General features: G+C 37.1%; 27 protein-coding genes. 10 read left to right on the plus strand and 17 right to left on the minus strand.

Going from position 1 to position 25,809, the window contains the following annotated elements; translation table 11 throughout:
• Positions 1 to 31: 31 nt before the first annotated feature.
• The 4 genes from OWO01_RS05960 to pflB all read right to left on the minus strand — a co-directional run bounded on the left by OWO01_RS05960 (position 32) and on the right by pflB (position 4,501).
• A complete protein-coding gene (locus OWO01_RS05960; RefSeq protein WP_268779518.1) occupies positions 32 to 526 on the minus strand; it encodes a flavodoxin domain-containing protein in 495 nt (164 codons plus the stop codon).
• Between the two features lie 164 nt (positions 527 to 690).
• Positions 691 to 1,110 carry an organic hydroperoxide resistance protein gene (locus OWO01_RS05965; protein WP_268779519.1) on the minus strand — a complete coding sequence of 140 codons (420 nt, stop codon included), beginning with the start codon at positions 1,108 to 1,110 and terminating at the stop codon, positions 691 to 693.
• Between the two features lie 328 nt (positions 1,111 to 1,438).
• On the minus strand, positions 1,439 to 2,179 hold the full coding sequence (gene pflA / locus OWO01_RS05970; protein WP_268779520.1) for a pyruvate formate-lyase-activating protein: 741 nt from the start codon (positions 2,177 to 2,179) through the stop codon (positions 1,439 to 1,441).
• A 63-nt stretch (positions 2,180 to 2,242) separates the two neighbouring features.
• On the minus strand, positions 2,243 to 4,501 hold the full coding sequence (gene pflB, locus OWO01_RS05975) for a formate C-acetyltransferase (RefSeq protein ID WP_268779521.1): 2,259 nt from the start codon (positions 4,499 to 4,501) through the stop codon (positions 2,243 to 2,245).
• Positions 4,502 to 4,938: 437 nt separating this feature from the next.
• On the opposite strand from pflB, the gene OWO01_RS05980 reads away from it, so the two are divergent.
• From OWO01_RS05980 to adhE, 4 genes are all read left to right on the plus strand, one after another.
• Positions 4,939 to 6,105 carry an iron-containing alcohol dehydrogenase gene (locus OWO01_RS05980; protein ID WP_268779522.1) on the plus strand — a complete coding sequence of 389 codons (1,167 nt, stop codon included), beginning with the start codon at positions 4,939 to 4,941 and terminating at the stop codon, positions 6,103 to 6,105.
• A gap of 245 nt (positions 6,106 to 6,350) precedes the next feature.
• Positions 6,351 to 6,776, plus strand: coding sequence for a pyridoxamine 5'-phosphate oxidase family protein (locus OWO01_RS05985; RefSeq protein ID WP_268779523.1), 426 nt, complete (start codon positions 6,351 to 6,353; stop codon positions 6,774 to 6,776).
• Positions 6,777 to 7,034: 258 nt separating this feature from the next.
• Positions 7,035 to 7,265 carry a hypothetical protein gene (locus OWO01_RS05990; RefSeq protein ID WP_268779524.1) on the plus strand — a complete coding sequence of 77 codons (231 nt, stop codon included), beginning with the start codon at positions 7,035 to 7,037 and terminating at the stop codon, positions 7,263 to 7,265.
• 57 nt (positions 7,266 to 7,322) lie between these two features.
• Positions 7,323 to 9,920, plus strand: coding sequence for a bifunctional acetaldehyde-CoA/alcohol dehydrogenase (adhE, locus tag OWO01_RS05995; RefSeq protein ID WP_268779525.1), 2,598 nt, complete (start codon positions 7,323 to 7,325; stop codon positions 9,918 to 9,920).
• A 280-nt stretch (positions 9,921 to 10,200) separates the two neighbouring features.
• Here adhE and OWO01_RS06000 read toward each other — a convergent pair whose 3' ends face one another.
• Both OWO01_RS06000 and OWO01_RS06005 read right to left on the minus strand, forming a co-directional pair.
• Complete coding sequence (locus OWO01_RS06000) at positions 10,201 to 10,461, minus strand: hypothetical protein (RefSeq protein ID WP_268779526.1); 261 nt, start codon at positions 10,459 to 10,461, stop codon at positions 10,201 to 10,203.
• Between the two features lie 15 nt (positions 10,462 to 10,476).
• Positions 10,477 to 11,031, minus strand: a complete 555-nt coding sequence (locus OWO01_RS06005) for a hypothetical protein (RefSeq protein WP_268779527.1) — start codon at positions 11,029 to 11,031, stop codon at positions 10,477 to 10,479.
• Between the two features lie 216 nt (positions 11,032 to 11,247).
• Here OWO01_RS06005 and OWO01_RS06010 point away from each other — a divergent pair, with 216 nt between their 5' ends.
• Together OWO01_RS06010 and OWO01_RS06015 are read left to right on the plus strand one after the other, a co-directional pair.
• Positions 11,248 to 11,625, plus strand: a complete 378-nt coding sequence (locus OWO01_RS06010) for a hypothetical protein (RefSeq protein WP_268779528.1) — start codon at positions 11,248 to 11,250, stop codon at positions 11,623 to 11,625.
• A 295-nt stretch (positions 11,626 to 11,920) separates the two neighbouring features.
• Positions 11,921 to 12,052, plus strand: a complete 132-nt coding sequence (locus OWO01_RS06015; RefSeq protein ID WP_268779529.1) for a hypothetical protein — start codon at positions 11,921 to 11,923, stop codon at positions 12,050 to 12,052.
• A gap of 122 nt (positions 12,053 to 12,174) precedes the next feature.
• On the opposite strand, the gene OWO01_RS06020 is transcribed toward OWO01_RS06015, so the two are convergent.
• A complete protein-coding gene (locus tag OWO01_RS06020) occupies positions 12,175 to 12,882 on the minus strand; it encodes a BMQ_0737 family morphogenetic spore coat protein (RefSeq protein ID WP_268779530.1) in 708 nt (235 codons plus the stop codon).
• 198 nt (positions 12,883 to 13,080) lie between these two features.
• On the opposite strand from OWO01_RS06020, the gene OWO01_RS06025 reads away from it, so the two are divergent.
• Positions 13,081 to 13,938 carry a hypothetical protein gene (locus OWO01_RS06025; RefSeq protein ID WP_268779531.1) on the plus strand — a complete coding sequence of 286 codons (858 nt, stop codon included), beginning with the start codon at positions 13,081 to 13,083 and terminating at the stop codon, positions 13,936 to 13,938.
• Between the two features lie 175 nt (positions 13,939 to 14,113).
• Here the strand turns inward: OWO01_RS06025 and OWO01_RS06030 are convergent, their stop codons facing one another.
• On the minus strand, positions 14,114 to 14,473 hold the full coding sequence (locus OWO01_RS06030) for a DUF1360 domain-containing protein (protein WP_268779532.1): 360 nt from the start codon (positions 14,471 to 14,473) through the stop codon (positions 14,114 to 14,116).
• A 70-nt stretch (positions 14,474 to 14,543) separates the two neighbouring features.
• On the minus strand, positions 14,544 to 15,320 hold the full coding sequence (locus OWO01_RS06035) for an ABC transporter ATP-binding protein (RefSeq protein ID WP_268779533.1): 777 nt from the start codon (positions 15,318 to 15,320) through the stop codon (positions 14,544 to 14,546).
• A 268-nt stretch (positions 15,321 to 15,588) separates the two neighbouring features.
• Between OWO01_RS06035 and ectA the strand changes: the two genes are divergently transcribed.
• The 3 genes from ectA (at position 15,589) to OWO01_RS06050 (ending at position 17,976) form a co-directional block, all read left to right on the plus strand.
• Positions 15,589 to 16,137 carry a diaminobutyrate acetyltransferase gene (gene ectA / locus OWO01_RS06040; protein WP_272506016.1) on the plus strand — a complete coding sequence of 183 codons (549 nt, stop codon included), beginning with the start codon at positions 15,589 to 15,591 and terminating at the stop codon, positions 16,135 to 16,137.
• 91 nt (positions 16,138 to 16,228) lie between these two features.
• Positions 16,229 to 17,491, plus strand: coding sequence for a diaminobutyrate--2-oxoglutarate transaminase (gene ectB, locus OWO01_RS06045; protein WP_418936205.1), 1,263 nt, complete (start codon positions 16,229 to 16,231; stop codon positions 17,489 to 17,491).
• A 98-nt stretch (positions 17,492 to 17,589) separates the two neighbouring features.
• Positions 17,590 to 17,976 (plus strand): ectoine synthase, encoded by a 387-nt coding sequence (locus OWO01_RS06050; protein ID WP_268779534.1) that lies wholly within the window; start codon positions 17,590 to 17,592, stop codon positions 17,974 to 17,976.
• Positions 17,977 to 18,234: 258 nt separating this feature from the next.
• Here OWO01_RS06050 and OWO01_RS06055 read toward each other — a convergent pair whose 3' ends face one another.
• From OWO01_RS06055 to fni, 8 genes are all read right to left on the minus strand, one after another.
• Positions 18,235 to 18,411, minus strand: a complete 177-nt coding sequence (locus tag OWO01_RS06055) for a hypothetical protein (protein WP_268779535.1) — start codon at positions 18,409 to 18,411, stop codon at positions 18,235 to 18,237.
• Positions 18,412 to 18,630: 219 nt separating this feature from the next.
• Positions 18,631 to 19,824, minus strand: a complete 1,194-nt coding sequence (locus OWO01_RS06060) for an aminotransferase-like domain-containing protein (RefSeq protein ID WP_268779536.1) — start codon at positions 19,822 to 19,824, stop codon at positions 18,631 to 18,633.
• Positions 19,825 to 19,962: 138 nt separating this feature from the next.
• Positions 19,963 to 20,757, minus strand: a complete 795-nt coding sequence (locus tag OWO01_RS06065; RefSeq protein WP_268779537.1) for an ABC transporter ATP-binding protein — start codon at positions 20,755 to 20,757, stop codon at positions 19,963 to 19,965.
• Complete coding sequence (locus tag OWO01_RS06070; RefSeq protein WP_268779538.1) at positions 20,758 to 21,747, minus strand: ABC transporter permease; 990 nt, start codon at positions 21,745 to 21,747, stop codon at positions 20,758 to 20,760.
• Between the two features lie 103 nt (positions 21,748 to 21,850).
• Positions 21,851 to 22,858, minus strand: coding sequence for an ABC transporter substrate-binding protein (locus tag OWO01_RS06075; protein WP_268779539.1), 1,008 nt, complete (start codon positions 22,856 to 22,858; stop codon positions 21,851 to 21,853).
• Between the two features lie 407 nt (positions 22,859 to 23,265).
• Positions 23,266 to 24,096 (minus strand): sulfurtransferase, encoded by an 831-nt coding sequence (locus OWO01_RS06080; protein WP_268779540.1) that lies wholly within the window; start codon positions 24,094 to 24,096, stop codon positions 23,266 to 23,268.
• A 4-nt stretch (positions 24,097 to 24,100) separates the two neighbouring features.
• A complete protein-coding gene (locus OWO01_RS06085) occupies positions 24,101 to 24,649 on the minus strand; it encodes a hypothetical protein (protein WP_268779541.1) in 549 nt (182 codons plus the stop codon).
• 116 nt (positions 24,650 to 24,765) lie between these two features.
• Positions 24,766 to 25,794, minus strand: a complete 1,029-nt coding sequence (gene fni / locus OWO01_RS06090; protein WP_268779542.1) for a type 2 isopentenyl-diphosphate Delta-isomerase — start codon at positions 25,792 to 25,794, stop codon at positions 24,766 to 24,768.
• Between the last annotated feature and the right edge of the window lie 15 nt (positions 25,795 to 25,809).

Below are 25,809 nucleotides of genomic sequence, written 5' to 3' on the forward strand. Positions count from 1 at the left end.
TAAAAACTCCTACTCTTAAAAATCTGCCCCTCTATCTTTCCAATACAAGCTGATCATTGATTTTTTTTGCAAAACGCTCAATTACTTTCACATTTAGGCTGGAACTATCTTCAGTTTCCCCACTCACCTTTTCTATAATCATTTTATCTAGTTTGCTCATTTTAGAAATGATAAATTCTCCTCCAAATAATTCTGTTGCTATCGCTTGATTTCTTAAGATTTCTGGGTACGCAGCATTAAATTGATCTTCCGCTTCTTGATCTGTACGCATACAACACAAAAACAGGCCGATTTTTTTCGTTATTAATAATTGCTCATTCGTTTTGATAAATTTTCTAATCTTTTTTTGGATATTCCCCATATGTATTGAACCACCAATAACAATACAATCATATTCTTCTATGTTGTTAATTCTTTCTTTACCTATATTCACTTTGTCAATCGTATCACTAAGCATTTCTTCTAACCGCTCCACAGCTTTCTCTGTCGTACCATGCTTTGTCGCATATACAATTAGTGTAGACATATTTCCCGCTCCCTTTCCTTACTTCTATTTCGAACGTGGATATACTTGGTATTTTATCACGGAAACACATTGCTGTCATGGTCATAGTACAATAATAGTAACTGATGGTGGCAAAAGGGAAAAAGGAGCTAGCTCTTTTTCCGAGCTAGCTCCACCTCACTAAATTATTGTGTTTTCACTTTTATTTCCACATTAATATTACCTCTCGTTGCTTTTGAGTAAGGACAGAAATCATGGGCTTTTTTTGTTAATTCTTCCGCTTCCTCCTGACTTACTCCTTTCACTTCAACATTTAAGGTGACACCAATTTGGAATCCGTCATCTGAAGGATCCTTCATCAGGCTAACATCGGCTTGTGTTGTTGAATCTATTTCTTTATTAACTTTTGAAGCCATTAAGTTTAGCGCTCCATCATAGCAAGCAGCATAACCTGCGGCAAACAACTGTTCAGGATTCGATCCTTTTTCACCACTATCCGCACCAGGGTCCACCAGTTTTAAATCAATTAAACCATCGTCTGACTTCACATGACCTTCACGCCCACCTCGTGCACTGGCATGTGAAGTGAACATTACATCACTCATGAATAGAACACACTCCTTCTTAGAATTTTAATTACTACTACAGAGAGTATTCCTTTTCTCACTATCTTTAAACATTATTTGATTCTGTGTGAAAGATTGTAATTAACCGCTTCTTATCCAATCAACCCTTCTCGTTTAACTAATAACAGTTACAAGTTCCTAAAATGATAAGAATATGAAAGAAGAAAAAATAGTACAAAATGTTATTTACCTTCGCATCCGAAGCATGTAGGTATTCAATAGAAAAAAGCAGAGGAAGCCCCTGCTTTTTTCTACTCTATGTCACTATATATCATGTATGAACTTAATAACCAAATAGATTTTTTTATTATTTTACTGTCTTCTCTCGATTTAAGATAGCTTCGGCATTTTTTACACGATCTTCAGTTGGTGGTTCTACACCTTCAAGCGGGTAGTCTAGACCTAAACTTTCCCACTTGTAAACACCGAGCTTATGATAAGGAAGTACATCGATTTTTTCCACATTCGATAAGGTGGCAATAAAATCTGATAGCCTTTGTAAATACTGATCATTGTCACTACCGCCAGGAATGAGTACATGGCGAATCCAAACCGGCACTTTCTTTTCATCTAAATACCTAGCCATATCGATAATATGTTCATTCGACATTCCTGTTAATTCTTTATGCTCAACAGTATCTATATGTTTCAAATCAAGTAAGACCAAATCAGTAACCTTCATCAATTTGTCCAATGTTTCGAGAAAACGTGGAGAGCGACTGAAACAACCAGCAGATGTATCTATACAAGTATGGACACCTAATTTTTTCAGTTCTGTAAACAGCTCTAGTAAGAACTCTGCCTGAATCAGTGGTTCCCCACCACTTACCGTTACCCCGCCATTTGATGATTGGAAAAAAGGAAGGTACTCCTCAATGTCGTTCACCAATTCGGTAACCGTCATCTCTTTTCCCTCATTAAGCTTCCAAGTATCGGGATTATGACAAAACTTACATCGCAATAAACAACCTTGTGTAAAAATAATATATCGTAAACCAGGGCCATCCACTGTTCCTAGCGTCTCTATTGAGTGTACTCTTGCTTTCATGTTGTCGCCCTCCTGACATAAGAATATAGGAGGAGACTAGTCTCCTCCTACAATTAGTGAAAATTATAAGCTATCGTGGAACGTACGGTTAATTACATCAATTTGCTGTTCTCTAGTCAACTTGATGAAGTTAACAGCATAACCAGATACACGAATCGTTAATTGAGGATATTCCTCTGGGCGCTCCATTGCATCTAACAATGTTTCACGATCAAACACGTTTACGTTTAAGTGGTGCCCGTTTTTCTTCGCATAACCATCAAGCATACCTGCCAAGTTTGCTTTACGCGTTTCTTCATCTTTACCAAGTGCTTTTGGTACGATGGAGAACGTGTTAGAAATACCATCCAATGCATATTCATATGGCATTTTAGCAACAGAGCTAAGTGATGCTAATGAACCGTTTTGGTCACGACCGTGTAACGGGTTCGCACCTGGTGCAAATGGTTCACCAGCTTTACGTCCGTCTGGTGTATTACCAGTTTTCTTACCATATACAACGTTAGAAGTAATTGTAAGAATTGATTGTGTGTGTACAGAATCACGGTACGTTTTGTGTTGCTTAATTTTGTTCATGAATGTTTTAACTAGATCTGCAGCAATTTGATCCACACGGTCATCATTGTTACCGTACTTCGGATAATCGCCTTCGATTTCATAATCTACTACTAATCCATCTTCATCACGGATCGTGCGAACTTTCGCATGTTTGATTGCGCTTAATGAGTCAGCTACTACAGATAAGCCTGCAATACCACATGCCATTGTACGCAATACTTCACGATCGTGTAATGCCATTTCGATTCTCTCATAGCTGTATTTATCGTGCATATAGTGAATGATATTTAGGGCATTCACATAAACACCGGATAACCAATCTAAGATCGTATCGTATTTTTTCATAACTTCATCATAATCTAAATACTCAGAAGTAATTGGTGCATAGTTTGGAGCTACTTGCATTTTCAGTTTTTCATCTACTCCACCATTGATTGCATAAAGTAAACCTTTAGCAAGGTTAGCACGTGCACCAAAGAATTGCATTTGCTTACCGATACGCATTGCAGATACACAACATGCGATTCCATAGTCATCACCATAGTGAGAACGCATCAAGTCGTCATTTTCATATTGAATCGAACTTGTTTTGATCGACATGTTAGCACAATACTTTTTATAGTTATCTGGTAAATTCACTGACCAAAGAACCGTTAAGTTTGGCTCTGGTGCAGGACCTAAGTTATCTAGCGTATGCAAGAAACGATAAGAGTTTTTCGTTACTAATGGACGACCGTCTTCAGCCATACCAGCTAGTGATTCTGTTACCCAAGTTGGGTCTCCACTGAATAATTCATTGTATTCAGGTGTTCTTGCAAATTTCACAAGACGTAACTTCATAACGAAGTGATCCACTAATTCTTGTGCTTCTTCTTCTGTAATGACTCCATTTTCAAGATCTCTTTCCACATAAATATCTAAGAATGTAGAAACACGACCAAGACTCATCGCCGCACCGTTTTGCTCTTTAATTGCAGCAAGGTATCCAAGGTATAACCACTGGAATGCTTCTTGAGCAGTTGTTGCAGGTTTTGAAATATCAAATCCGTAAGTGTCACCTAATTGTTTCAATTCAGATAACGCGCGAATTTGTTCCATTGTTTCTTCGCGATCTCGAATAACATCTTCAGACATTACACCATTTCCACCAATAATGTCTAAATCTTTTTTCTTTGCTGCGATTAATTTATCTGTTCCATATAACGCAACACGGCGATAGTCCCCGATGATACGACCACGGCCATAAGCATCTGGTAAACCAGTTACAACACCAGCTTTACGTGCAGCTCTGATTTCAGGTGTATATGCATCAAAAACACCTTGGTTATGCGTTTTACGATAATCGGAGAAAATCTTTTCTACTTCATCGTCTAATTTGTAACCATAGGATTCAGCCGCTGCAGCTGCTACACGAATACCACCAAATGGTTGTAGTGAACGTTTGAAAGGTACATCTGTTTGTACACCAACAACTTTCTCTTTTTCCTTATTTAAATAACCCGCATCATGTGATGTAATAGTAGAAACGATTTTTGTATCTAAATCGTATACTCCACCATTTTCACGTTCTTGTTTCGTAAGATCCATTACTTGATCCCACAAAGCTTTTGTTGCATCAGTTGGACCTGCTAAAAATTCTTCATTACCTTCATATAAATTAAAGTTCTTTAAAATAAAGTCACGGACGTCAATTTCTTTTTGCCAGTTACCGTTACGGAAACCATTCCAAGGATTATTCTTTGTAACTTCTTCTGCTACTTTCATTTCCGTTACCTCCTCAAATTTTAATCAAATTGCCACTTTTTTCTTGAGCTATTGATTATCTTACTATGATTATATACCCTTTCGACAATAAAATGAAGTGAAAAAGATCACAAATTCAAACTGTTATATTAAAAGTTCTAAAAATGTTCAAATTTTATCACACTAAAGTATCGCTATATAATACTCCTAATGATACCGGTTTATTTGTTATTATATTAAGGATTTTACAATAACGACTGTCATAAATGAAGTGTATTTTTTTATGGTACAGCAAAACTGTATTATACTGTTATAGTTATGTGCATTCATTATATATAACACAGTTATCTTTCTGTGATTAATGGATACACTATACTTTAACTATTCATACTACGATAGTTTTCGCTTTACTTATCGAAACAAAATCACCATTATATAAAGTAGGAGGATGATAAAAAATGAATAACTTTACCTTTCATAACCCAACAAAATTACTTTTTGGTAAAGGCATGATTTCACACCTTGAAGAAGAATTGAAAGCTTTTAACAAAAAAATATTACTTGTTTATGGTGGAGGAAGCATCAAACGTAATGGCCTCTATGATCAAGTTATTGAGATTTTAACGGATCATAACGCAGAGGTATTTGAACTTCCAGGTGTTGAACCAAACCCTCGCGTGTCAACAGCTAGAGAAGGAATTGAAATTTGCAAGAAAGAAAAGATCGATTTTATCTTAGCTGTCGGTGGCGGGAGCACAATTGATTGTGTCAAAGCGATCGCCGTAGGTGCGAAAACAGATGATGACATCTGGGATATTGTTACAAAAAGGAAGCCAGCAAAAGATGCTTTACCTTTTGGCACGATTTTAACGCTTGCAGCTACTGGATCCGAAATGAATGCAGGGTCCGTTATTACAAACTGGGAAACCAAAGAAAAGCACGGTTGGGGTAGCCCCTACTCTTACCCTACTTTTTCCATACTTGATCCGGTTTATACATATACTGTACCACGTGATCAAACGGTATATGGAATCGTTGATATTATGTCCCATGCATTTGAACATTATTTTCATCATAAGGAAAACACTCTACTACAAGATCGAATGGTGGAGGGAATCCTTCGTACCGTAATTGATACTGCACCCAAATTATTAGAGGACCTAGAGAATTATCAGCACCGTGCTACTATACTGTATTGTGGTACAATGGCACTTAACGGCATGGTGAACATGGGGTACCAAGGTGATTGGGCAACACACAACTTGGAACATGCTATATCTGCTGTTCACGATATTCCTCATGGCGGTGGATTAGCCATTCTATTCCCAAATTGGATGACGCATACATTAGATGCCAATGTAGCTCGCTTTAAGCAAATGGCAGTCCGTGTATTTGATATTGACGAAATAGGAAAGTCCGATCGTGAAATTGCTTTAGAAGGTATCCAAGCATTACGCCAATTCTGGAATAGTATAGGCGCTCCAAGCACCTTAGCAGATTATGAAATCTCTGAAGACAGCATTGAGGAAATGGCTGATAAAACGGTCATTGCAAATTCGGAATATGGAAATTTCAAAAAATTAAACCGAAATGACTCTGTTGCAATTTTTAAAGAAAGTTTATAAGGCTAGCGTCCATATCTTCTCGCTGAATTCGGGCTCCATATTTAATGGAGTCCTTTTTTTGTCCAAAATGAAACTACATTTCTTTTCCACTTAGATTGTATTACTTATCTCTTCAAAAGGTCGTCCAAATTAAATTTAACTATTATATAGAAGAAACTCGGTTTTTTATCCTATTGCATAAGAAAATACCTATCATGCCATAATAGAAAGAACAGTATAGGACTACTCGATAGGAGATGACAAATTTGGAACAACAACAAATAAAAAGTAAAATCGAAAAAATAATGGACGACCATCAAATCGGGACGTTGGCAACCGTAGAAAATAATCGTCCCTATTCCCGTTATATGACTTTCTTTCACAATGAATTAATCCTGTATACGGCTACCAATCGTAACACACATAAAGTTGATGACATTAAAGATAATCCACATGTTCACATTTTGCTTGGTTATACTTACGACGGAACACATGATGAGTATATTGAAATAGAAGGTGTAGCATCGATTCATAACGAGGATTCTATGAAAGAAAAATTATGGAATAGTCATCTTGAGCCATGGTTTGACGGTCCTGAAGATCCCAATTACACCATTTTGAAAATTGAACCTTCCGAAATTCGTTTGAAAAACACTACAAACCCAAGCGTTTTTCATTTGCAACAAAACTAACTTCAGCCGACACATTTCAATCTGTTATAACGCTTCTTTGTGTCAATACGTAACAGTTTTTTATAAAAATATTCATCAGTTTACTTTCTGCACATTTTCATCACCGCTTAGAAACGTTGATATAACAACGTTTCTAAGCATCTCTCTCCTCCACCTTCATTCTAATGTGAAACATTTCACAAACCTGTCACAAATTCGTTATATTGTAAGCGCTAACAGATGATATGATGAAATCAGAAAGAGCGAAGGGGTGATAAAATGATTTTAAAAGAATGGAAAGACTTTGGAACAGATGCTGAGTTTTACACAAAATCAAGTTTTGAAAAACAAGTTGACGATGTGTTTGAAGCGATGTGTTTAGAAGAAGGTAAAGATATTCCAAACTACATTTGGACAAAACAATATGTGGTGGTCATTAAAAACAATACACGGATGATTAATGACGTTTCTTTTATTAAAATCCCCCGTGACCCGTCGGTAATCAGATAGTTTATTTTTTGGGTTTACATGCTCATTAATTCACATAATTTATTAGGAGGTCTTCAAATGGTTACAAAAGCAGAAAAGAAAAACGAAGTTACTGTAGCAGAAAGCATCGACAAATTAGCAAATAACGCACAACAAGCTCTAAAAGAAATGAAAAAACTTAACCAAGATCAAGTAAATGACATCATTAAAGAAATGGCGTTAGCTGGTTTAGATCAACACATGTATCTAGCAAAGCTTGCAGTTGAAGAAACTGGTCGTGGTGTATACGAAGATAAAATCATCAAAAACATTTTCGCAACAGAATATGTTTATCATAACGTAAAGTATGACAAGACAATCGGTGTAATCAGTGAAAACGAACAAGATGGTGTTGTAGAAATTGCAGAACCAATTGGTGTAGTTGCTGGGGTAACTCCTGTAACAAACCCAACTTCAACAACAATGTTCAAATCTATCATTTCTATTAAAACTGGTAACCCAATTATCTTTGCATTCCACCCATCCGCACAAAAATGTAGTTCAGAAGCAGCACGTATTTTATACGAAGCAGCTGTAAAAGCTGGTGCGCCTGAACATTGTATTCAATGGATTGAAAAGCCATCGATTGAAGCTACACAAACATTAATGAAGCATGATGGCGTTGCTACTATTCTTGCAACTGGTGGGCCAGGAATGGTTAAATCAGCATATAGCTCTGGTAAACCAGCATTGGGCGTAGGTGCAGGTAATGTTCCATGTTATATCGAAAAATCTGTTGACGTAAAACGTGCAGTAAACGATTTAATGCTATCAAAAACTTTTGATAATGGTATGATCTGTGCTTCAGAGCAAGCAATGATCGTAGACAAAGAGATCTACGAAGAAGTGAAAAAAGAAATGATCTATCATAGCTGCCACTTCTTAACACCAGCTGAAAAAGCAAAAGTTGAGAAATTAGTTATCAATGAAGATACTTGTGCAGTTAACCCGAAAATTGTTGGTATGAAACCAGTTAAGATTGCTGAAATGGCTGGCGTTAAAGTACCAGAAAACACGAAGATTCTTGTTGCTGAAATCAATGGCGTTGGTCCAGACCACCCACTATCTCGCGAGAAATTAAGTCCTGTTCTTGCTGCTATTAAAGTTAATAGTAACGAAGAAGGATTACAACGTGCAGAAGAAATGCTAGAATTCGGTGGATTAGGACACTCGGCAGTAATTCATTCAGCAAATCAAGATGTGATTGATGCCTTTGGAGCAAAAATGAAAGCAGGTCGTATTATCGTTAACGCACCATCATCTCAAGGTGCAATTGGTGATATTTACAATGCTTACATGCCTTCCCTAACATTAGGTTGTGGTTCTTATGGCGGAAACTCTGTATCTACTAACGTTGGAGCAGTTCACTTAATCAATATTAAAAAGATGGCGAGAAGGAATAATAATATGCAATGGTTTAAAGTTCCACCAAAAGTTTATTTCGAGAAAAACTCTGTTCAATATTTAGCAAAAATGCCTAACATTACGAAAGCAATGATCGTTACTGACCCAATGATGGTTGAATTAGGTTATGTAGATAAAGTTTTATATAACTTACGTAAACGTTCTGACTATGTTCACTGTAAAGTATTCTCTGATGTTGAGCCAGATCCATCAAAAGAAACTGTAATGCGTGGTAAAGCAGCAATGGACGAATTCAAACCAGATGTAATTATCGCTCTTGGTGGTGGTTCTGCAATGGATGCTGCGAAAGGTATGTGGTTATTCCACGAATACCCTGAAACAGACTTCAACGGAATCAAACAAAAATTCTTAGATATCCGTAAACGTGTATACAAATATCCTGAATTAGGTAGAAATGCGAAATTCGTTGCTATTCCTACTACATCAGGTACTGGTTCTGAAGTAACACCATTTACGGTTATTACAGATAAACAACAAAATATCAAGTATCCATTAGCTGATTATGAATTGACTCCAGATGTGGCAATCATTGACCCACAATTTGTTATGACAGTTCCTAAAACAGTTACTGCAGATACTGGTATGGACGTATTAACTCATGCCATCGAAGCGTATGTATCTATTATGGCAAATGACTATACAGATGGATTAGCAATCAAAGCAATTCAACTTGTATTTGAATATTTACCACAAGCATACCATGATGGAAGCAACGAATTAGCAAGAGAAAAAATGCATAACGCATCATCTATTGCTGGTATGGCGTTCGCAAACGCGTTCCTTGGTATTAACCATAGTTTAGCGCACAAACTTGGAGCTGAGTTCCACATCGCTCACGGTCGTGCTAATGCAATCTTAATGCCACACGTTGTTCGTTATAACGCGCAAAAACCAAGTAAATTCGTTTCATTCCCTAAATATGAGAAATTTATCGCTGACCAACGTTATGCAGAAATTGCAAAAGCATTAGGTTTACCTGCAAGCACAACGGAAGAAGGAGTAGAAAGCTTGATCAATGCAATCTACAAACTTGCAAAAGAGCTTAACATTCCAATGAGTATCGCAGAAAATGGCGTTGACAAAAAAGACTTTGAAGCAAAAGTAGATTATTTAGCTGATCGCGCATTCGAAGATCAATGTACTACTGCAAATCCTAAGTTACCACTTGTAACTGAATTAGCAGAAGTTTATCGTAACGCATTTAAAGGTTAATCCCTAAGTCCCCTATGTTTTATAAATATACCGAAAAACCTCCTGATCTTTTTGATCAGGAGGTTTTTTCATTTTGTTAACTATTGACTAGGGTTGTGTTCCCGCTTTGAAAACTTCAAATCTCCACTGATTGTTTAGACGAGTTTGTAGTTTCTTTGGCTGTAATCTAAGCATAATCATTGTTAAAAGTGTAGGCAGTAAACAAGAGCTAATCCGCCGAAACACTAGGTTTATTTTTCACATAGAATTTATGATGAGATCATCTTAAGCAATACCCTTTTTACTTTGAGTCAGCGGATAATTGGTTGATCAATGCTTCAAACGCTTGTTTTTGCTTAAAAACTATTTGATCAATACGTCCCTCCAAATCTCCACTTATATGCTCGTCGTTATTCATGGTCGCTCGATCTTCCACATCTAAACGACGTTGCCTTTGAATAAGTAGCAATAAAATCAAATCAGATAAATTTTTTTCTTTTTCATTTGAAATTGCATTCTTTATATATTCTTCCATCCAATCCCAAAGTATATTTTCAGACATATCCTTCCCTCCCCGTTACTGGATAGCTAGATGAATGGAATTTTCAGCAGGAACTCCATCTGGATTCTCCTCTGAATAGACAAAACCATTAATATTCAAAGAGCATGGCATCTGATTATCCCATGTAATCATAAAGTCTGGAAAGGATACCTTACTGAAGGAACCTAAACCTTCTTCATTAGATAAACGAAACCAATATACACCCTCTTTTTCCTCTGGCCCCTCAACCTGCTCCCATCGAAATGGAACTGATTTTTTTTGGTTTATCATGGATGTTGTTGCATATTTTCCGGAAAACTTATAGGAAATATCCGCTTTCATAATTAAACAAATGGACAATTGTTTCAATGTTTTCGGAGACATATTTTTAACATAGAAACTCCCGATCACACAATTATCACCTTCTTCTTCTGATCTGATGTTAATCGAGCTAGTAAAATATCCATGTACCTGCTCAACAGTTTTTGATTCGGTGTTATTACTAATTGCTTCCTTTATTTTTTCAATATATGCACTAAGTTGTTTATCCCAGTGATTAAGTTTTTCTTCTAATTCGTTAATTCTACTCATATTCGATCCTCCCTTCAGTTAAAAATATGTCGTCACTTATGTATTGATGATTAATTAGAACAGAGTAGTTGTAATTAATTACAGAAGAAACTGTTTTTCAAGCAATAAGGTCATTATCTATTGGCGCACCACACGTACATCACTATATTTCGGTGCATATATTATTGAAGGGAAGAAACCTCTTCATTGGCAGAATACAAAGGGTGGCGATTTTCATTGAGCAAAGAACTTGAAGATATCTTACGAAAAGTTGATTTTATAACAGCTGCTCTACTTTTGTCTGGTCAAATCACCATTGGAGGAGTTTTTATTCAGCCAGAAAGTGCGTTTGCGTTATCGTTGACTGGACCAATCACAGGGGGTACACGAATTGAAAGCAAAGGGAAGCGCCCAATCGTCGATGCAACCATCGATGTTGTTGACATCCTCACTTCTCTAGCTCTACTCACTGATAAAATTAATGTGATTGGAACTTATATAACTTTCGGGAGATTTACCATAGTTGTTGGTGGTCCGTTGTTCGGAGGTGAGAAACGAAAACCAAGCGAACGAGAAACAGAACGCATCATCAATGACTTTATCGAATTCACGTAAAGAAAACTTGGCGATTGGCTAGCTTGCAAAAGCGCAGACAGAGGCTTAGTTGCACTTATACTATTTTCGTTCATTCTTTTGATTTCAAATAGTGTAAAGAAAACTTGGCGATTGGCTAGCTTGCAAAGCGCAGACAGAGGCTTAGTTGCACTTATACTATTTTCGTTCATTCTTTTGATTTCAAATAGTATAAAGAAAACTTGGCGATTGGCTAGCTTTTTAAGGAAAGAGCATTACTTGTACAATCTTCATTAGGTTTTTCTCACTAAATCAAAAAAGGAAAAGAGGAATAAATATGTCTTTATCTGATTTACCTGCGATCAAACCAACAAAAGGAGCCTTGTTTTTGTCAGCAACAGCACTGGCAACCATGGTCTTTTTCTATACACAACGAAAAGAAAATGATCTTAAGTCATCAAAAAAATAATTTTATTTATTTTCAACCCAAAGGACATAAGTCCGATTTGTAAAACCCCTCACTTCAATTAGACTTAAGACATAAAAAAAACGAGTTATTTTCAATATTGAAAATAACTCGTTTTACATTAATTACTCGTCTGTAGATCTTACTGATGGTGACTGGTTGTTAGTTATACCCGGGAATACTATTGGACATTGTGGTGGAATTACTGGTGTCGGGCATTCTTCCGTTACTAATAAATCACGTGGTTGACAGAATCCTGCTTCTAATTCTAATGTTACATTTGCAACACTTTGAACACTTTGACATACATCTAATGACACATCAACACTTTCTAATTCCCCATTATCACAATTTACACTTGCATTACAGATTACATCAGATACACGTACTACAATACTTGTTCCTTCTGGAGCACATAAAAATACTGATTCAGATACATTAATTTCGATAGGATCCGAAATTTCCAAGAATGGTGTAGTACCATCAAATCCACTAAATTCAACAACAAGAGAGAGCGTCTTTTCAAAATTCACCTGTTGTAAAGTGACTTGTGTACCATCAATAACAAAATCCCGGTCTTCCCGATCATCTGGGTCTTCGTCAATGACAATTTCCGCATTTGGAGGCAATTGATTTCCTGTTAATGGATCAACTAAATAACAATTGATAGATAAATTGCTTACCGCTGGGTCACATGGATCAATCGGTAATACCCCAATATCGTCTGCTGACACATTCTCAGTAACGGATTCTTGTAATAGAACCCAGTCATAGACTTTTTCTGCATTAAAACATAATAACTCAACTGGTAGTTGTGCTGGTTGATTCTTCATTTGACCTTCTCCTTTACATAGATTTTCATTCCACTATCAAAATATGTGAATAACCCTATTTGGTAATGTACAAAGGTCTATTTTTCATTATTCCTTACAAAAAATAGTCGATTGTCACTATGTTGTTGACAGGTACACAATAATCAAAAAGTCTGCATATATTATTATTACAGAGCACAGGGTTTGAGGTGAGAAACATTGAGATATCAAAATGAGCAATGGTTCGAACAACAAAAAAGATACGAAAAACTAATTAGAAGTTACCAAAAAAATGATATGAGCAAGGCGTATGAAAAACTTGAAGAAGAATTAAAGAGAATTAATGATAGGCTAACTCAGAAATCAGATGAGAACATTCAATTGTATTGGGAATTAGCAGAAAAAGAGAAAGAAATTCACCTATTAAAAGAAGAAATAGAAGGAATAAAAGAAAACTCATCGAACCAAGAATCATTCAATTATTGTGAATATATTCTGCTCATAGCACTTTTACACTATTTTCAATCCGTTGATTATTCAAATAGTGATTTTTCTACAGTTGAAGAGAATCAAACAGAAAAGGAGCTGCTTCAAACGATGAATGAAGATCTTAAAAAAAAAGGGGAAATTACCGAAAGTAATAAAACAAGGATAGATAAACAACAGCAAACAGAGGACTCAACACCAACAAAAAGAACATTCAATTATAGAGATTTACAATCCTATGATTCCGCTTATCTACTACCCAAACCAAAAAAACAGACAAATTCACAACAACTTTTTGATAAAAAAAGCATACGAAAGAAGCTAGAAAAAAAAGGAGATCCACAGAAAAAGAATAGGAGTCTTGAAATCAAAGCGAAATTAGAGGTTAATAAACCTGAAATCAGTGAAGAGAAGACCAATCATACGAACAACACAGTGAGTAAAGAACAAAAGAATCAAGAAATAACACAGAAAAAAACAGACGAACAAGGAGCAGAACCAATTGAAAGCAAGGAACCTATTTCAGAAGAAAAAGGAATTATGCAACAGATTTATCATAAGCTTGCTAGTGTAATAAAAAAAGAGCGTTGATCAGATTCAAAATTGATCAGACGCTTCTTTTTTGATTTATCCCGGAGTAACGGACGCTAGCATCCCGAATGGTTCAAGGGCCTTTAGGTCATCCTTTGGGGCTAACAATCAGTGGGGGGAATACCTAAATACCCCCACTGATTGAAGTTACACTTTATTCTAGTCTTAAAAGCCTTTATTCATAATACACTATATCGACAATTATCTGAATAATACTTGCAACGGCAGCAATGGCTAATATCGTAATAATAGGTATGAATACAATTGGCCAAACAGAAAAACCAGTATACAAAAGAATACTTGACCAGACCGCTACACACCAATGACATGCCAGCATCTCTCCAAAATGATAGCGAAATCCACTTCCTCTTCCTTCGTTTGTTACCTCAATCGATCCATCTTCACGTACACGTTCGGTTTCCTTGATAAAGAACGGGCGAATCCTGCTCGTTATATAGTCATAGCGGATCATCCGCATCAATCGAAAAGTTGCTAAAAACAGCAAGCAGAATTGAAATACACTCAACAGTCCCACCTCTCTTCCTACTATTACTCTATTCCAACAAAGTAATAAGTGAATGTGAGGAAGGCCTAAGCATACTTCTTTATTTTTTTAATAAGGTAGGGCGTTCGTGCAACCAGTTTAAAGAAACTTCAACTCCAAAGAAATTCATTAATACTTGTTCGGTAAGAATTTCGCTCGTTTTATTTGCTTTAAAAACACGTCCTTCTTTTAACAAGAGCGTCTTCTGAAAGGATGGCAAGATCTCATCTACATGATGTGTCACATAAATAATTGTCGGATTTCCTTTTGACTGACTAATTTGCTCAATGGAGCTTAACAACTGTTCTTTTGCTAGAAAATCTAATCCATTTGTTGGTTCATCTAAGATTAGTAATTTAGGATCAGCCATTAGCGCGCGTGCAATCATTACACGCTGACGCTCTCCTTGCGATAAAGTATAAAATGATCTGTTCGCATAACCATAGCAACCCAGTTCTTTTAATAACTCCTTTGCTCTGTCTCGCATTGCATCAGTCGGTGTCTCATATAAGCCAATCGAGGCAAATCCACCACTTAGAACAATTTGATAAGCGCTATCCGAATCGTAGAATCGTTCTTGAATCGTTGAAGAAACAATACCGATTTGTCTCCTTAGTTCATCCCCCATGATATCTTTACCAAACCGCCGTCCTAATACGGTTACCTCACCTTTTGTCGGAAAATAATAACCACATAACATATGTAGTAGTGCTGTTTTTCCTGCGCCATTTAAACCTAAGAGCACCCAATTCTCTCCGCTCTTGATTGTCCAGTCTATATCTTGTAATATCCAACTTCCGTTTCGCTGTAACCCTACCCCTTTGAGCTCTAATACCATATGAAGACCCTCCTCGACGGTGTTTTACTCCTATTATGACGTATAAATTTAATTATTTCGAGGATAATTCTCTAGCTTTTCGATATTTTTTTCTTTCAAATGGTAAATTTGCTCTTATCCAGAGAATCCTTTAATAAATACGAGCAATAATAAAGTTGGTGGAATCAGATACCCGTCACCCATGGTTTTCCTAATTAAAGACGATTAATCACCATTTATCTCGTTTGAGTTAATTCATTATTATCGTTATGATAATATACGTGTCCGTTTGTTATTACTTCTCACAGGAAAGGAGTTTGTTATCATTAATAATCAAACTGAAACTATTGCGAAGATAGATAACATACAATTCGCACCGCCCTCTAGTAAAGATGGCGCGGCAATGTGGAAATTAGTAAATCGATCAACATTAGATGAAAATTCCGCTTATAAATACATTATGATGAGTTCTTATTTTTCAAAAACATGCGTTGTAGCAAAACATGAAAACCAGTTAGTAGGATTTATTACTGGATTTGTCCCACCAGAACAAACCGATACGATATTTGTTTGGCAAATTGGCGTCGATCCGGATTTTCAAGGACAAGGAATTGCATCAAAATTATTACAAGCTCTTCTTGACCAGCAGAAATCCAATCAAATTCGATTTGTTGAAGCTACTATTACTCCATCCAACAAAGCATCACAAACTCTATTTAAAAAATTCGCACGAAAACATCAAACAGATTGCCTTATTCAACCATTCTTTACCGAAGACCTGTTTCCAGACAATAGTTTTGAAGAAGAATTAAAGTTTAGAATTGGTCCAATAGATTAGAGAAAAGATTTTTGTAAGGATAAATTTGAGAAAATTGCGATAAATTTATTTTAAAAAATTAACCGAGGGGGAAAATGTGGTGAGCAAAGAAATGGTATTGAACAAAGATATGGAAGTTTTTGAACAATTAGAATCAGGAGTTCGTAGTTATGTACGAAGCTTCCCAACTGTCTTCACAAAAACAAAAGGATATAAGATGTGGAATGCTGAGGGTGAAGAATATATTGATTTCTTCTCTGGAGCAGGTGCGTTAAATTACGGTCATAACGATGATCATATGAAACAAAAGTTAATTGAGTACATTACAAGTGATGGCATTACGCATTCACTAGACATGGCTTCTGAAGCAAAAGCTGAATTTTTAACAAAATTCAATGATATCATCCTACAACCGCGTAACCTGGACTATCGCATCATGTTCCCAGGACCTACTGGAACCAATACGGTTGAAAGTGCGTTGAAATTAGCACGTAAAGTAACTGGAAGAACTGATGTAATTAGTTTCACGAATGGATTCCACGGAATGACGATCGGTTCTTTATCTGTTACAGGAAACTCGATGAAACGTAAAGGAGCAGGAATCCCACTTCAAAACGTTGTTACCATGCCATACGATAACTACGTGAACGAACAAGATTCGATTGATTATTTAGAAAGATTTTTAGAAGATAGCGGTAGTGGTGTTGCGATCCCGGCAGCAATGATTTTAGAAACGGTTCAGGGCGAGGGTGGTATTAACGCAGCAAGTTTTGAATGGTTAAAAAAAGTAGAACGCGTTTGTAAGCGTTGGGGAATTCTTTTAATTGTCGATGATGTTCAAGCTGGTATTGGGCGAACTGGATCATTCTTTAGTTTTGAACCAGCTGGAATTAAACCAGATATCATCTGCTTATCTAAATCGTTAAGTGGTTATGGCTTGCCATTAGCTGTAACGCTTATCCGTCCAGATATTGATAAATTTTCACCTGGTGAACATAATGGTACTTTCCGTGGAAACAACCATGCTTTCATTACAGCATCTGCTGCACTTGATTATTGGAAAGACGATCAATTAGAACAAAATATTCATGAAAAATCTGAAATCACACTAGCATTCCTAAATCAACTGGTAGAAAAATATCCAGCTCTTGAAGGAGAAGTTCGCGGTCGCGGATTAATGGTCGGAGTTGCTTGTGGTGCAGACGGATTAGCTGGGAAAATTGCTGCCGAGGCATTTCAACGTGGTCTGATTATGGAGACAGCGGGGCCTAATGATGAAGTATTCAAACTCTTCCCTGCACTTAACATTGATGAAGCAGGATTACGACAAGGTTTAGCAATTATTGAAGATAGTATCAAAGAAGTATTAAGATAATAGCTGTGAAAAATCGTTGATGCGCTTACTTAGAAAAAGTGAGCCATCGGTCCAGTTGGCACGAATAATATATACAAAAAATATAGGGGGCAGGCGAAATGAAAGTTGTATCACTAGAAGAAGTATTAGGAACAAAGCACGAGGTAGACGGAGGTAACTGGATTAGCCGTCGTTTAATTACAAAAAAAGATGGAATGGGTTATTCTGTTAACGATACAATCATTAAAGCAGGTACAGAAACTCATATCTGGTATCAAAACCACTTAGAATCCGTTTACTGTATTGAAGGGGAAGGCGAAGTTGTAACACTTAGCGATAATAAAGTGTGGCCAATTAAAAAAGATCAATTATATGCACTAGATAAAAATGATGAGCACCTTTTGCGTGCGAAAACAGATATGCGTATGGTTTGTGTATTTAATCCTGCCTTATCAGGTAATGAGGTACATGATGAAAACGGTGTTTATCCTGTTGACGAAGATTAATGGCTTAATAGATAAAAAAGGAATCCTAGTACTAGGGTTCCTTTTTTGATTGTAGGGTTTGCTCGCATTCTCTGGGATTTACTCGCGACTTTTCGGATTTACGTGCATTCTTCGAGATTTGCGTGCATCTTTTCCGATTTACGTGCATTCTCCGCATTTTGCGTGCATCTTTTCCGATTTATTCGCATTCTCCATGATTTCTTCGCATCTTTTCGGATTTATTCGCATTCTCCATGATTTGTTCGCATCTTTTCTAATTTATTCGCATTCTCTACGATTTGTTCGCATCTTTTCTAATTTATTCGCATTCTCCGCATTTTGTTCGCATCTTTTCCGATTTATTCGCATTCTCCATGAATTCTTCGCATCTTTTCCGATTTGTTCGCATTCTCTGCATTTTGTTCGCATCTTTTCCGATTTATTCGCATTCTCCATGATTTATTCGCATCTTTTCAGATTTATTCGCATTCTCCATGATTTGTTCGCATCTTTTCTAATTTATTCGCATTCTCTACGATTTATTCGCATTCTCTACGATTTGTTCGCATCTTTTCTAATTTATTCGCATTCTCCGCGTTTTTTTCGTAATCCTTTCCATCTTCAAGATCGAAAAAAGCTAGCCAAAACCTTATCTTGGTTATGACTAGCTTTGTATTAATTCACTTGTAAATATGCTTCTTGGATTACATGAACGAGTCGTTTCATACCGGTTTCAATTTTATCTGGAGTCGAGTTAGTAAAGTTCAATCGCAAAGTATTTCCTTCTGCCTCTCCAACATAAAATGGCTTTCCAGGAACAAATGCCACACCTTGATCAACGGCTGCCTTTAACAAGTCGGTTGTGTTCATTTCTTTTGGTAGATTCACCCAGAAGAACATGCCACCTTTTGGCTCTAAATAAGTCAATCCCTCTAGTTCGATCTCATCCAAAGCTTTTTTCATTATCTTCATCCGTTCATAGTACACAGACGTAATATTTCGAACATGTTGATCAAGATCAAAATCGTTCAATAAATGAACAAGTGCGTGTTGGCTAATTGAGTTCGTGTGTAAATCGGCTGCTTGTTTCGCTTGTGCAATCAAGCGGATAATTTGATTAGGACCAACAATCCAACCAATCCGCATCGCTGGTACTACTGTTTTTGAAAAAGTGCTCGTATATACGACATATTGATTCGCTTCATCCAATGCTGCCAAAGAGGATGGTGCTGCTTCAGGATCAAATTGGATATCTCCATAAGGATCATCTTCCATAACAACAACATGATACTTCTCAGCTAATTCTAGCAACATTTTTCTTCGCTCCAATGACCAAACTTTACCTTCTGGGTTGGAATACGTTGGAACAACATAAATACATTTCGGCTTTAATAATTTAATTTTCTCTTCTAGATCTTCTTTTAGCATGCCATCTTGATCTGAATCAACTGCAACCACTTTTGTTTCATAAGATGCGAATACTTGTAATGCTGCTAAATACGTCGGATCTTCAGTAAGAATCACATCGCCTGGATTAAACATTACTCGTGAAAACAAATCAATCGCTTGTTGTGAACCAGAGGTAACTAAAACATCTTCTGGATTACGATAAATAGATTTTCGCTTCATTCGTTCCACTAAATGCATTCTTAGTGCCTCTAAACCTTCCGTTTCTGCATATTGCAATGCCTTATTACCAGAAGTAATTGCCTTTTGAAAAGCATCTTTCACTGCTTCAACCGGAAACAAATCTTCATCTGGTAGCCCCCCAGCAAAAGAAATGACATTTCCTTGGTTTACTACTTTTAGAATATCTCGTACCGCGGATGAATCAAAATATCTTACTCGATCTGAAAAACCATATTTCATTATCTATACCCCACCTTTATCCATGAACTTTTCACTTTGTTATTTAAATGCAATCTTGTAATCACGCGTTTTTCTAATTGAACACCTACTATTATAACAAAAATGACAGCACATGATTGCATACTGTCATTTTTTCTCCTAACCTAAAATTGCACGATCATTTTCCATCTGCGTACCGCGGATTCTTTGGAATTCGTGTAAAAGTTTTTCAATTGTTAAATTGCTCTTCTCATCACCAGAAACATCAAGAATAATCTGACCTTTGTCCATCATAATCAGTCGATTCCCGAGATCCAATGCTTGCTGCATATTGTGGGTAACCATAAGAGTGGTTAAATGCGTCTTTTCTACAACATCACGCGTTAAATTTGTGATTAACTCCGCACGCGATGGGTCTAGAGCTGCAGTATGCTCATCTAACAATAAAATATCAGGTTCGGTGAACGTCGCCATTAATAGAGATAAAGCTTGGCGCTCCCCACCAGACAACAGTCCGACTTTTGCTGTTAGGCGATCTTCTAATCCTAAATTTAAACTAGCTAAATAAGACTTAAATAGTTCCCTTCTTTTCTTATTTACACCTGGACGTAACGTACGTTTTTTGTTACGTGCGTAGGCAATGGCTAAGTTTTCTTCAATTGTCATCGCTGGTGCTGTACCTGCCATTGGATCTTGAAATACTCGGCCAATATAATTAGAACGTTTGAATTCTGGTAACATCGTCACCTTTTTATCGTTTATTTGCACGTCCCCAACGTCTGGAAATAGTGCGCCAGAAATAACATTCATCATTGTTGATTTCCCCGCACCATTACTACCAATTACCGTAACAAAATCACCAGTTTCTAAGCGTAGGTTAATGCCTTGTAAAGCTTTTTTTTCATCAGGAGTGGCTTCATTGAATGTCAATGATATATCTTTTACTTCTAACATTTATGCCTCTCCCTTCAATCGAGTCTGTAATTCTAATCTTTTCTTTCGTTTTCGTTTAACTTCTTTATGAGTAGAAATTAACTTTGGAACTACAAGAGCTGTGATGACTAAAACAGAAGTGATCAGCTTCATATCTCCTGTATCTAAAAAAGTAGAACGTAGTGCCATGGCAACAACCATTCGATAAATAACCGCTCCGACGATGACGGCAAATGTTGTGCGCATGATCGATTTGGTACCGAATAAGGACTCACCGATAATTACGGATGCCAAACCAATCACGATCATTCCAATCCCCATGTTCAGGTCAGCAAAACCTCCATATTGTGCAAAAAGCCCTCCAGCTAATGCTACCAAAGCATTGGAGATCCCTAAACCAATGATTGTTAACGTATCCGTGTTTGCAGAAAAACTCCGAATCATTTTCTCATTGTCACCAGTTGCTCGTAACGCCAAGCCAACCTCTGTTTTTAAATAAAAATCCGTACATAACTTGATAATTGCTGTAATAATAATCATAACAAAAAGAATAGACCATGTACTAGGAGTGCGTTCTAAACCAAATGTAGAAATTAACATATTATTTATTGCTTGATCAATACCTAAGTCTCCCCAAGTTCCACGTAGTTGCGTGAAAACAGTAGGTTGATTTAATAAAGGGATATTCGATTGACCCATAATACGCAGATTAATTGAATATAATGCAGTCATCATTAATATCCCTGATAACAACGGATTGATTTTACCTTTTGTATTTAGAATTCCCGTGATACAGCCAGCTAAAAATCCAGCTACAATCGCTAACAGTGTTGCAATAACTGTTGGTACGTCATGAATGATTGCTATCGCAGCCACAGCGGCTCCTGTTACAAAGCTTCCATCTACTGTTAAATCAGGAAAATCCAAAACACGGAAGGACAGGTAAACACCTAGTGCCATAATTGCATAGATTAAACCTGAATCGATTGCATTAAAAATCGCGATAAACATCTCTAACTCTCTCCTTAATTAAAAGAAAAGAAAACCGACCATTAAACCACAAAAGCAAAGGTCGGTTTATCTTTTCATTCTATTTCATTGTATTACCTCTTGTTTATTCTTCTATAAAGGAAGCAATGTCATCCCATGTACTATTCCATTCAACACCTTGTTTCTCAGCTGCATCTCGATTGATGAACAACTGCATTTCTGGTGGGTATTCAACGTGAATATCACTTGGTGCCTTTGCTCCTGTTAATATTTCAACAGCCATTTCCCCTGCTCGATAACCAATTGTATAATAATCAATTCCAAACGTTGCAAAACCACCACGCTCTAAAGAATCAGGTTCCCCAACAAATAACGGAATCTGTTGCTCATTCGCAACACTGATAACACTTTCTAATGCAGATACAACGGTATTATCTGTTATGATCATGATAACATCCGCATCACCAACTAGTGAAGTGGCTGCTTGTTGTACTTCAGCAGAAGTCGAAACCGTTCTTTCTGTTAAAGATAAACTTGTTCCTTCAATTGCTGCTTCTACATGTTCTATTTGAGTAACCGAGTTTGATTCACCAGCATTATAGACTACTCCAATATTAACTCCTGCGAAATATTCTTCGATAAATGCAATGGTTTCAATGATTGCGTCTGGATGCATATCCATAACGCCGGTAATGTTGTCACCCGGTTGATCCATCGCATCAACTAAACCAGACCCAACTGCATCAGTTACCGATGTAAAGACAATCGGAATTTCTCTTGTAGCTTGCAAAGCAGCCTGTGCACTAGGTGTAGCATTGGCAAAAATCAAATCAACATCATCTGCTACAAAGTTCTGTGCAATTGTTCCGGTATTATTTTGATCTGCTTGAGCACTTTGCAAATCATACTCAACATCCAGTCCTGCGTCAGCAATTGCTGCTTGGAATCCTTCATAAGCAGCATCCAAAGATGGGTGTTCAACAAATTGTGATGCACCAATCTTATAAGTTTCTGTCGTTTCATTTCCGTTTTCTGTTTCATTGGTCCTCCCTGTATTATCATCCGAACCACACGCTGTTAAAAATAACATACTAATAATAGCGAATAAAGTAAACCAATATTTTTTCTTCATTAGAATAACTCCCCTCTTTACTAACTGTTCAAATTTTCTGAATATATGCGAATTATTATAACACATAATAACACATAATTATCAGTCATTGTACATTTTTATTCATAAAAAAATATTCTGAAAAAGGCGAGCGTTTCCATAGACGAAACTGGGAAATTTACTCATTCTCTACAAAGAGACCATACTAAATTTTTTTATTAAGAATTTTACTGTTTTACCCCCACACCTTGGTTCATTTTATATTTTGAAGTAGGTTTAAGAAAAACCAATCTAACACCATCGGGTCCTATTGTAAAACAATTTTGTCAGTCACCATCAGACCTTACTGTTGTACTAGAAAATCTGTCACTTCTATTTAAAGATTAAAACACCCGAGGTTTTCCTATATTGAAAAAAAACAGAATAAACTATTCCGCTTTTGTTTCCACCTTATTTTCCGGATAGGAAATCCAGTCACTAAAACTGCCAGGATATAGTTTTACATTGGTATATCCCAATGCTCGCAATGCTAAAATATTCATACATGCGGACACTCCAGAACCACAAGAGACAACAATTTCTCCCCCTGGTTTGAGCTCAGAAAAATAGTCGCGTATTTCTTTTTTCGTCTTCCACTTTCCCTGTTCCGTTAAAAGTGGCTGCCAATCAAAACTCTTTGCTCCTGGAATGTGCCCTGCTTTTTCATAGTACGGATCGGTCTTCCCTAAATATCGCTCCCAAGAACGTGCATCAATTAATGTTGAATCACGACTTGCTTGTCGTTCTTTAACTTGCTCGATATTCACGATCATGTCTTGCTTCGCTTCAGCATGGTAACTTTTTGGCGTAGGAATAACAATGCTGTCTGTTGTAGCATAGCCAGCCTTTTCCCATGCAGTAAACCCACCATCGAGAATATATTTACGCTTATGACCATAATAATCCAACAACCAATGCAAGCGCGCGGCAAACATTGCATTCCCTTGATCATAAATGACGATCGTCGTATCTTGATCGATACCAGCTTCCCCGAGCTTTGCTAGAAAAGCAGCCGAGTCCGGCAGAGGATGTTTACCTCCATGTTTTCTTATCGGAGAAGCTAGATCTTCATTTAAATCAAAATATTGTGCTCCAGGAATATGCGACTTCTGGTAGAGTGCTTTTCCCTTCGTGGGGTGAAGAAGCTCAAAGCGCGTGTCGATGACAACTACTTGCCCGAGCTTATAATACAATTCTTCTGCCGATAGTAAAAAATCCATTTTTTCAACCCTCCAAGCGGCTATACTTAAACAACCAAACAAGAAATATCACTTCTACCACCGCATATCCCAAAACAAATATCAATATTATTAACCCGATTGGTGCAAAGGGGAAAGCAATAAGGAATACGGGGGACAAGATGATACTAGCTAATGCAAAAATAAAATACATTTTTTGTAGTGCACCTGTTGATGCTCGTAATTGAAAATCTTGCTTTCTTTCACTATATTGTAAAAGTAACTGAAAAATAAAATAGACAAGCAGTAACTTCAGTATACTTATGATAAGATCAAAAAGATCGACACCGAAAAACAAAAAAGGAATGCTCCCTAAAAATATAGGAACAATCACATGAATTATACCAAAAAAAGCTAAGAAAAAGGCTAAACGGTAAGCTGTATCAGCATAATCATATCGTTGAGCTAATTTCACTAATCCCGCTGCGATTAAAAGATAACCAATTGGATCAAATAATAAATCAAAACCTCCAACATCAATACCAATCAGCACAATGAGATAACCGAAAAATAGTTGTAAAAAAGCAGTTCGCACTCTATCCTCTCCTTTTTTTAGTGAATCAAAATTAGGCGTTCTTCAAGGTAATAACCGTTAACTTATCCTATTGTATCACAAGAGAAACGAAAGGAGATGATCGATAGAGCTAGCACTTATTTTACGATTACACGATCGGTTTTCTTTAAATCCGCAATTGTCCCTGATCCTAAGCCAAACATAGCCATTTTTAGCTCCAATTCGCGTGTATTCATTATTTCGATTACTTGCTCTTTTGAGGTAGTCGCTTCTCGTAATATTGAACGGGCAAACCCTACCGCGTCAGCTCCTAGCGCAATTGCCTTCGCTGCGTCCACGCCTGTTTTCATTCCACCACTCGCAAAAACTGGGGCATCGCTTATCTTATCTCGTACACTAATTAAGCTCTCAACGGTTGAGATTCCCCAATCCACAAAAGCTTCTGCAGCTGCTTTTCGCACCGGATCTTGTGAACGCAATTTTTCTACTTGACTCCAAGAAGTTCCGCCAGCACCTGCAACATCAATAAATGCGATGCCGGCATTACGCAAACGAAGGGCGGTGGCTCCATCGATACCCCAGCCAACCTCTTTTACTCCAACAGGAATCGTTAAGGAATTACACAAGTGTTCTATTTTGGATAACAACTGAGCGAAATTCGTATCTCCCCCCGTTTGAATCACTTCTTGGATCGCATTCAAATGCAAAACAAGAGCATCAGCTCCTGTCTCATGGATGATCTCTTTACATTGTTCCACTCCAAAGCCGTAATTCAACTGAACAGCGCCTAAGTTAGCGATGATAGGAATCGTTGGGGCATATTTGCGAAGTTGAAAGGTAGATCGATAACTTTTATCCTCTACCAGTGCTCGCGTTGAACCTAGGGCAAATGCCCACCCATTGTGTTCTGCCGCTTGGGCAAGGTTGCGATTAATCTCGGTTGCCTGTTGTGCACCACCAGTCATCGAACTAATAAAAAAAGGGGCTTTTAGTTTATGATCTAAAAAAGAGGTCGCCAAAGAAATCGAGTCAAAATCAAGCTCTGGTAATGCGTTATGTACAAGCCTGACTGACTCCATTCCTGTTGTTATTCCCTCTCCTAATACTTGATCTGTCAAACATAGTTTAATATGTTCCGACTTTCGAATCGTAATTTCATTTGTCATCGATACAACTCCTTA

Origin of the sequence: Natronobacillus azotifigens (genome assembly GCF_026805325.1) — a bacterium.
Lineage (GTDB): Bacteria > Bacillota > Bacilli > Bacillales > Amphibacillaceae > Natronobacillus > Natronobacillus azotifigens.

Bases quoted from the DNA above. Each gene is read 5' to 3' on its own strand.
- OWO01_RS06020 (WP_268779530.1), bottom strand. From the start codon at position 12,882: ATGAAGAATCAACCAGCACAACTACCAGTTGAGTTATTATGTTTTAAT.
- OWO01_RS06080 (WP_268779540.1), bottom strand. From the start codon at position 24,096: ATGGATTTTTTACTATCGGCAGAAGAATTGTATTATAAGCTCGGGCAA.
- adhE (WP_268779525.1), top strand. From the start codon at position 7,323: ATGGTTACAAAAGCAGAAAAGAAAAACGAAGTTACTGTAGCAGAAAGC.
- OWO01_RS06060 (WP_268779536.1), bottom strand. From the start codon at position 19,824: ATGAAATATGGTTTTTCAGATCGAGTAAGATATTTTGATTCATCCGCG.
- pflA (WP_268779520.1), bottom strand. From the start codon at position 2,179: ATGAAAGCAAGAGTACACTCAATAGAGACGCTAGGAACAGTGGATGGC.
- OWO01_RS06070 (WP_268779538.1), bottom strand. From the start codon at position 21,747: ATGTTTATCGCGATTTTTAATGCAATCGATTCAGGTTTAATCTATGCA.
- OWO01_RS06035 (WP_268779533.1), bottom strand. From the start codon at position 15,320: ATGGTATTAGAGCTCAAAGGGGTAGGGTTACAGCGAAACGGAAGTTGG.
- OWO01_RS05990 (WP_268779524.1), top strand. From the start codon at position 7,035: ATGATTTTAAAAGAATGGAAAGACTTTGGAACAGATGCTGAGTTTTAC.
- OWO01_RS06000 (WP_268779526.1), bottom strand. From the start codon at position 10,461: ATGTCTGAAAATATACTTTGGGATTGGATGGAAGAATATATAAAGAAT.
- pflB (WP_268779521.1), bottom strand. From the start codon at position 4,501: ATGAAAGTAGCAGAAGAAGTTACAAAGAATAATCCTTGGAATGGTTTC.
- OWO01_RS06050 (WP_268779534.1), top strand. From the start codon at position 17,590: ATGAAAGTTGTATCACTAGAAGAAGTATTAGGAACAAAGCACGAGGTA.
- ectB (WP_418936205.1), top strand. From the start codon at position 16,229: ATGGTATTGAACAAAGATATGGAAGTTTTTGAACAATTAGAATCAGGA.
- OWO01_RS05960 (WP_268779518.1), bottom strand. From the start codon at position 526: ATGTCTACACTAATTGTATATGCGACAAAGCATGGTACGACAGAGAAA.
- OWO01_RS06015 (WP_268779529.1), top strand. From the start codon at position 11,921: ATGTCTTTATCTGATTTACCTGCGATCAAACCAACAAAAGGAGCCTTG.
- OWO01_RS06065 (WP_268779537.1), bottom strand. From the start codon at position 20,757: ATGTTAGAAGTAAAAGATATATCATTGACATTCAATGAAGCCACTCCT.
- OWO01_RS05965 (WP_268779519.1), bottom strand. From the start codon at position 1,110: ATGAGTGATGTAATGTTCACTTCACATGCCAGTGCACGAGGTGGGCGT.
- fni (WP_268779542.1), bottom strand. From the start codon at position 25,794: ATGACAAATGAAATTACGATTCGAAAGTCGGAACATATTAAACTATGT.
- OWO01_RS06055 (WP_268779535.1), bottom strand. From the start codon at position 18,411: ATGGAGAATGCGAATAAATCGGAAAAGATGCGAACAAAATGCAGAGAA.
- OWO01_RS06075 (WP_268779539.1), bottom strand. From the start codon at position 22,858: ATGAAGAAAAAATATTGGTTTACTTTATTCGCTATTATTAGTATGTTA.
- OWO01_RS05980 (WP_268779522.1), top strand. From the start codon at position 4,939: ATGAATAACTTTACCTTTCATAACCCAACAAAATTACTTTTTGGTAAA.
- OWO01_RS06005 (WP_268779527.1), bottom strand. From the start codon at position 11,031: ATGAGTAGAATTAACGAATTAGAAGAAAAACTTAATCACTGGGATAAA.